Annotated in this window: 7 protein-coding genes; 5 read left to right on the forward strand and 2 right to left on the reverse strand. The window is 38.4% G+C overall.

Annotated features, from left to right (window positions below):
- Window positions 1-115 precede the first annotated feature (115 nt).
- Together pfkA and pyk are read left to right on the forward strand one after the other, a co-directional pair.
- Window positions 116-1,078 carry a 6-phosphofructokinase gene (gene pfkA / locus RYK16_RS08135; RefSeq protein WP_294207823.1) on the forward strand — a complete coding sequence of 321 codons (963 nt, stop codon included), beginning with the start codon at window positions 116-118 and terminating at the stop codon, window positions 1,076-1,078.
- A gap of 7 nt (window positions 1,079-1,085) precedes the next feature.
- A complete protein-coding gene (pyk, locus tag RYK16_RS08140; protein ID WP_314851759.1) occupies window positions 1,086-2,528 on the forward strand; it encodes a pyruvate kinase in 1,443 nt (480 codons plus the stop codon).
- Between the two features lie 62 nt (window positions 2,529-2,590).
- On the opposite strand, the gene rnjA is transcribed toward pyk, so the two are convergent.
- Window positions 2,591-4,426, reverse strand: a complete 1,836-nt coding sequence (gene rnjA / locus RYK16_RS08145; protein WP_399554539.1) for a ribonuclease J1 — start codon at window positions 4,424-4,426, stop codon at window positions 2,591-2,593.
- Between the two features lie 96 nt (window positions 4,427-4,522).
- Window positions 4,523-5,089: a peptide deformylase gene (gene def, locus RYK16_RS08150; RefSeq protein ID WP_314851760.1), complete on the reverse strand. Its 567-nt coding sequence runs from the start codon at window positions 5,087-5,089 to the stop codon at window positions 4,523-4,525.
- Between the two features lie 155 nt (window positions 5,090-5,244).
- Between def and RYK16_RS08155 the strand changes: the two genes are divergently transcribed.
- The 3 genes from RYK16_RS08155 to coaD all read left to right on the forward strand — a co-directional run.
- Window positions 5,245-6,498: an FtsW/RodA/SpoVE family cell cycle protein gene (locus RYK16_RS08155; protein ID WP_314851761.1), complete on the forward strand. Its 1,254-nt coding sequence runs from the start codon at window positions 5,245-5,247 to the stop codon at window positions 6,496-6,498.
- Complete coding sequence (gene rsmD, locus RYK16_RS08160; protein ID WP_314851762.1) at window positions 6,495-7,055, forward strand: 16S rRNA (guanine(966)-N(2))-methyltransferase RsmD; 561 nt, start codon at window positions 6,495-6,497, stop codon at window positions 7,053-7,055. Before RYK16_RS08155 ends, rsmD begins: the two co-directional genes overlap by 4 nt.
- A partial coding sequence (coaD, locus tag RYK16_RS08165) for a pantetheine-phosphate adenylyltransferase (protein WP_314851763.1) occupies window positions 7,052-7,365 on the forward strand: 314 nt, incomplete at its 3' end. The genes rsmD and coaD, both read left to right, overlap by 4 nt.

The raw sequence follows: 7,365 nt of genomic DNA on the forward strand, positions 1-7,365 counted from the left end.
ACGAGTATGGCAAAGATAAAAACGCTTACAGGAAAAGATAGGCGAAAAACATTGTAAAACGCTTTAATAATACGCTTTAATAGTATAAAATGATTAAGATTCGGAGGCCTTTTAGATGGTTAGAAAAATTGGCGTTTTAACATCGGGTGGAGATGCGCCAGGAATGAATTCCGCAATTCGTGCCGTAACCAGAATTGCGCTCAGTAATGGGATTGAAGTTGTTGGTATTCGTGATGGATATCGCGGTCTTCTAGAAGAAAAGTTTCAAGTACTAGAACGGACAGATGTTTCAGATATTTTAAACCGTGGTGGTACGACACTTGGATCAGCTCGCTTACCTGAATTTAAAGAAGAAGAAGTTCAAAATCAGTGTGTTGCAAATCTGCGTAAAGCAGGTATCGATGCACTAGTTGTTATTGGTGGAGATGGCTCATATCGTGGAGCACTTGCACTAACGAATAAGGGGATTAATTGTATTGGTTTACCTGGTACAATTGATAATGATATCTCTGGTACAGATTTCTCAATCGGTTTTGATACAGCGTTACAAACTTGTGTAGAAAACGTAGATAAACTACGTGATACATCTAGTTCACATCACCGCTGTTCCATTGTTGAAGTAATGGGAAATCATTGTGGAGATTTAGCACTCTATACTGCAATTGCATGTGGTGCAGAAATCGTCATCACACCTGAAACAGGCTATGACGAAACAGAGGTTCTAGAGAAGTTACGTTATCTTGGGGATGCAGTGAAAAAGAATCACGCAATTGTCATTATCTCTGAAAAGATTTGTGACGTAGATGGCTTAGCAAAGAAAGTTTCATTACATACAAATTTCAGCGGTCGTGCAACGATTTTGGGACACATTCAGCGTGGTGGTTCCCCAACTCCGGTTGACCGTATGCTTTCTAGCAGAATGGGTGAAAAAGCCATTGATTTATTGATGGAAGGTATTGGTGGACATTGTGTTGGTATTATCGACAACGAAATTTGTTCAATGCCAATTCAAGAAGCACTAGAGAAACCTCGTAAGAGTAGAAAGAAACTATATCGATTGTTTGATCGTTTAGTATAAGAAGGAGATGATTGCTTTGGAAAACAAACATTTATTTAAGAAAACAAAGGTAGTATGTACGATTGGTCCAGCTTCAGAAAATGAGAAGACACTTACAGAACTTGTAGGTGCAGGTATGAACATCGCTCGTTTAAACTTCAGCCATGGAACACACGAAGAGCACTTAGAAAGAATTAAATTAGTTCGTTCTGTAAGTGCAAAGACAGGTGTAAACCTAGCGATTGCGTTAGATACAAAGGGTCCTGAAATCCGTTTAGGTACTTTCAAGAATGATGTTGAAAACTACGAAATCGGTGAAATCGTTTATTTGACAAAGGCAGAAATTGAAGGAACACATGAACGTTTCCACATTCAATGCCCAGAATTATTCGATGACTTAAAGCAAGGAAATTATATCTTAATCAATGATGGCAAGATGAAGATTACTGTACTTGAAAACTATGGTCACGAATTAAAGTGCCGTGTTGAAGTCGCAGGTCCTATCAGCTCACGTAAGGGTTGTAACGTACCAGGCGTTAAACTAAGTATGCCATTCTTATCTGCTAAGGATGAGGCTGATATCCGTTTCGGTTGCCGTAATGATGTTGACTTTATCTTTGCTTCCTTTACAAGAAGACCAGAAGATGTAAATGCAATTCGTGCAATCTGCGTTGAAGAGGGTAAGCCACATATTAACATTATTCCTAAGATTGAAAACCAAGAAGGTTATGACAACATTGATTCTATTCTTGAAGCAGCTGATGGTGTCATGGTAGCTCGTGGTGACTTAGGTGTAGAAATTCCTACAATGTTAGTTCCTATCTATCAGAAGCACATTATTCGTCAGGCAAACATTATTGGTAAGCCAGTAATCACTGCTACACATATGTTAGACTCTATGACACACAACCCACGTTGTACACGTGCTGAAGCATCTGATGTATGTAATGCTGTATTAGATGGTTCTGATGGTGTTATGTTATCTGCTGAATCTGCAGCTGGTGACTATCCAGTAGAAGCTTGTGAAACAATGTCAGAAATCGCTGAAGAAGCTGAAAAGATCATCAACTACCGTACAAAGTTAGATTGGTTAAAGCAATCTACACGTAAGACAGTACAAGATGCAGTTTCCATCGCAATCAGTGATGCTACATTAACATTAGACAATATCGGTGCTATCGTTGTATTCACACAGGGTGGAACAACAGCTCGTCGTATTTCTAAGTTCCGTCCAAGTGTACCTGTATTAGCAGTTACATTCACAAAGGACATTCAACGTAAGTTATTAAGTTACTGGGGAGTATTACCGGTTTACTCCGAAGTACAAAACCAGTTAACAAATGATGACGAACTCGCATCAACAGTTGCTAAGAATTACGGTGTTAAGAAGGGTCAATTAATCATCATCTCTGCAGGTTATCCAACAGGTGAAGGATCTGCGAACATGATGAAGATCGTAGAAGTTAAGTAATCATCTAGAAAAGACGGTTAGCCGTCTTTTCTTTTTGTATACATGCATAAAGAAAAGAGTCCTTAGGACTCTTGTGTTTTCTTGGTTGTTCTTGGGGTACGTGTTGCGTTTGCTTTCATCTTTGCTTGAATCTCTGCAATCGCTGCTTTCTGATTCAAGATAACCGGAATCACAATTGGATTACGATTTGTCTTCTGGAAGAGGAAAGGTTCTAAGCAAGAACGGATACAGTTCTTTAATTCACCAAAGGTTGTGCGCTGCTGCATCTTCTTCTTAAGGGAATCGTATACAAGTAACTCAGCTTCTTTGAGAAGAGTTTGAGAATCTTTGATGTATACAAAGCCACGAGAAACGATAGATGGACGGCAGAGAATCTTATTGTAGCGAGAATCAATCGTAACGATAACTGCTACAAGTCCATTTTCTGCTAAGATCTTACGGTCTTTAATAACGGATGTACTTAGACCAGAGATATCATTACCATCAACGTAGATGTCGTCTGTCTGTACGCGTTCATTCGCGATAAAGCACTTACCATCACGTAATACAACAACGTCACCATTCGAGCAAATCAAGCAATGATCTTCAGGGATACCTGTTTCTTGCGCTGTTGCGGAATGTTGTTTTAACATCTTGTATTCACCATGGTATGGCATGAACCATTCAGGCTTGATGAGATTTAACATTAACTTCTGTTCTTCTTGAGGAGCGTGTCCTGTTGTGTGGAAGGAAGTTAATGGGGAGTTTGTAATAACGTTAGCTCCAACACGTGTTAACTGGTTGATGACACTTCCAACGGAAGAACCATTACCTGGGATTGGGTTGGATGAGAATAGTACTGTATCACCAGGGATAATCTTGATGAAACGGTGTGTACCATTCGCAATTCTACTCAAGGCAGCCATTGGCTCACCTTGAGAACCTGTACATACGATACAGATACGATTTGAAGGAAGAGTATTTAACTCGTTACCAGAGATGAAGCTACTATCAGGAATCTGGATAACACCCATCTTCTTACCAATTTCACATACATTCTCCATTGAGCGTCCAAATACTGCAACCTTACGATTACATGCGACAGCTGCTTCTAGAATCTGGTTTAAGCGTAATACGTTAGAAGCGAAAGTAGAAACAATCATACGTCCTGGTGTCTTACGCATCTGTTCCATGATGGCACGAGCTACAGTCTTTTCAGATATAGAAGAACCAGGAACAGAGGAGTTTGTGGAATCACTCATCAGAAGGGAAACACCAACTTGTCCAATGTACGCCATCTTCTGGAAGTCAGCGTTTGTACCAACTGGTGTCATATCAAACTTAAAGTCACCTGTTTCAACAATACGTCCGTTTGGTGTATTAATTAGAACACCAAGTGCATCTGGGATTGAGTGAACGACATTGAAGAAACCAATTGAGAAATGTTTCGTCTTAATACTGGATTCTGAATTGATTTCTGTAATCTTGCATACACGCGTTAAACGATGTTCTTCTAATTTCTTTTCGATTAACGCTTTCGCAAAGCGTGGAGCGTAAATCTGTTTTAAACGAATTGTCTTTAAGAAGAATGGAATACCACCAATATGGTCTTCGTGACCATGAGTGATTACCATTGCGGCTATTTTGTTTTGATTTTTTACCAGATAAGAATAATCTGGGATAACATAATCGACACCGAGTAAAGCATCTTCTGGAAAGAGTACACCACAGTCAACAATGATGATTTCATCATCATGTTCAACACAGTACATATTCTTTCCAACTTCACCTAAGCCACCAAGTGCGTATACCATCGTATCTGTCTTATGATTAATCGCTAAGTCGCTTAAATCAGGTTCAGTAATACGAGTACGACGAAGTGGGCGAGTCGTTTTCTTACTGCTATTATTTTCAGTCATTATAAAAATTCCTTTCATTTATTTAATTATTGGTAAAGGTAGTAGTTTTATTCGCCTTCATTATAGCATTCTTCAATGAAAAAGAAAGAAGTCTCACTATAAAACAAGGGCACCTTCAATTGGTTTGTTTGGTTCTTTTTTGTTGATATGATCATAGAACAAAATACCATCCATATGATCTAATTCATGTTGTAATACAATCGCGATATAACCACGTGCACGAATTTCTACATCTTGGTTTTGGACTAGGTCAAACGCTCTAATTGTTACACGTGCATTACGTACAACATAGCCTTCATGTTCATTTTCGACAGAGAGGCAACCCTCGCCACTTTCTAAATATGCAGGTTGTACGGAACGAGAAATAATTTTAGGATTTACTAACATAAATTCATATTTTACAACATTGCCATCTTTATCTGTTTCATCAAAGGCAACGGCACACATTCTTTTCTTTATACCGACTTGGATTGCACTAATACCAACAGCTGGACGAAGGTTAAACTTCTTCGCTTTTTCTTCATCGGTGGAATCTTTTACGTATTGCAACATGTCACGTAATAAAGTTTCATCTTCCTTTGAAAGGGGCAATGAAACTGGCTCAGACTTTTCGCGAATTAACGGGTCAGTATCTTTAACGATTGTATCATTATTAATTAACATAATTTTTACCTCAGCATACATTTTAACATTCTAAAAGCGTAATTCAACTAACACGCATTCATGTAAGCGTTTATCATCAAAAAATTTATAAAATTTAATGATATTTGCGATGTTCGATATGTGGATTTCCTGCAGTATGTTAGAATAATACTTGTATGCAAACAAAGAAAAAGAAACCGAAAAAAGTAGAACCAATTCAGGTGAATGCTACGACGAAGAAGAGAAAGTTCTTGAATCTACGTATGCCAAAATCATCCGACCATTTCTTACATGCGGCGATGATTATTTTGATGTTGTTTGGCATCATCATGGTTGGTAGTGCTTCGATGGGTGTAGCAGGTGGTAATAATCGTTTTCTAGTGATTACAATTGTAAAGCAGGTTGTCTATGCTGTTGCAGGTTATACTGCCATGACATTTTTAGCAAATCACTTTCAACTTAAGAAATTGAAGTCATCAACGACGTTCTTAGTGATACTTGCAACGATTGCAAGCTTACTATTATGTTTGTTATTTACGGAGACCAATGGTGCTAGAGCATGGATTCGTATTCCACTTGGTGTAACTGAAGTTACGTTACAGCCTTCGGAGTTTGCGAAGATTATAGCGATTTTGGTTGTTGCCTTATACTTGGGTGATAATCTTCATAGTTATAGTAAGAAATTTGACTTAATCAAACGTCCACTCTTTATTGATGGTGTAATCTTATTTATTGTTTGGATTTTACAGTCTGACTTTGGATCGATGGCAGTCATCTTTGTGATTATCTGTGTATGTTTCTTGGTTCCAAATCATCCTCAATTAAGAGGGTATCAAAGAGTATTAACAATCCTATTCTATGGTTCCGTTATCTTAGGATTCTATATCTTATCTCCATCTGGAGAACATCTCATCGCGAAGATGACGTTCCTAAAGACATATCAGATTAAGCGTTTCATATCTGCGATCAATCCTTTCATGGACCAATATGGCACTGGTTATCAGTTGATTAGTGGTTTGATTTCCTTTGCGACAGGTGGATGGTTTGGTAAGGGGCTTGGTAACTCTGTACGTAAGTATACAAACTTCCCGGCTGCTAGTACGGACTATATCCTTGCGATTGTAGTTGAAGAGCTTGGCTTTGTAGGCTTTATTGGTTTACTTGCAGTCTATGGATTTATAATCTTTGTCTTATTACGCTATGCTCTAAAGATGCGTAGTGAAAAGGGACGTATTATCCTTGTTGGTACAGCAATGTATTTCTTGGTACATATGTTCTTTAATATCGGTGGGGTTACAGGATTAATTCCTCTAACAGGTGTACCGCTGTTGATGGTATCCGCTGGTGGTTCTTCTACGATGTCTATCATGGCATGTGTTGGTATTTCTCAAGCAGTGATTGCCTCTTATAAACGAGGTGAGATTCGATGAGAATTATCGCTGGTGAATATCGTTCGCGTAAGATAGAGACACGTTCTGGGAATCAGACGAGACCTACATTAGATAAAGTTAGAGAAGCTGTGTTTTCATCCCTAGGAGGGATGTTTGATGGTGGTACTGTATTGGATTTATATGCAGGTAGTGGTGCTAATGGTTTAGAAGCACTATCTCGTGGATTTGATTATGCGGTGTTTGCGGATATCTCTAAAGATGCAATTAATATCATCCGTAAGAATATAGAATCATTACGTTGTGGAGATAAGACTAGAGTCTTGCATATGCCAGACAAGAAAGTACTATCGCTTTTAAAGGCGGAAGGGCTACGTTTTGATTTGGTATATCTAGATCCTCCATATGCAGGACAACACAATGATGAGATTTTAGAATATTTAAATGAAAACAAAATGATTACGGATTATGGTGTGGTTGTCATTGAATCCGCAAAAGAAGATGAATTTAAAAAAGAGTTTGGCTCTTTAAAACCATATAAAGAAGCAACCTATGGAATTACACGTATTACCTATTATCGAAATGAGGTGGAAGGATGAAGGCTTGCTATCCAGGAACATTTGATCCAATTACAAACGGTCATTTGGATATTATTGAGCGTGCATCACGTTTGTTTGATGAAGTCGTGGTATTGATTATGGTTAATCCACGTAAGACTTGTTTATTCAACAGCGAAGAAAGAAAACAGATGGTTATTGATAGTTTGAAGTCCATTGGTAACCCACAGAATGTGACGGTAATGATTGGTTCTGGTCTAACCGTAGAGTTTGCTCGTAAGATTGGAGCTGCTGTCATTATTCGTGGTATTCGTGCTGTCAGTGATTATGAATATGAACTTGGACAAGCAAC

Source organism: uncultured Solobacterium sp. (assembly GCF_963550625.1).
Taxonomy (GTDB): domain Bacteria; phylum Bacillota_I; class Bacilli_A; order Erysipelotrichales; family Erysipelotrichaceae; genus Bulleidia.

What these genes read in the sequence shown, in the direction of transcription:
- pyk (WP_314851759.1), top strand. Translation starts at nt 1,086, where the DNA reads ATGATTGCTTTGGAAAACAAACATTTATTTAAGAAAACAAAGGTAGTA.
- RYK16_RS08155 (WP_314851761.1), top strand. Translation starts at nt 5,245, where the DNA reads ATGCAAACAAAGAAAAAGAAACCGAAAAAAGTAGAACCAATTCAGGTG.
- rnjA (WP_399554539.1), bottom strand. Translation starts at nt 4,426, where the DNA reads ATGACTGAAAATAATAGCAGTAAGAAAACGACTCGCCCACTTCGTCGT.
- def (WP_314851760.1), bottom strand. Translation starts at nt 5,089, where the DNA reads ATGTTAATTAATAATGATACAATCGTTAAAGATACTGACCCGTTAATT.
- pfkA (WP_294207823.1), top strand. Translation starts at nt 116, where the DNA reads ATGGTTAGAAAAATTGGCGTTTTAACATCGGGTGGAGATGCGCCAGGA.
- rsmD (WP_314851762.1), top strand. Translation starts at nt 6,495, where the DNA reads ATGAGAATTATCGCTGGTGAATATCGTTCGCGTAAGATAGAGACACGT.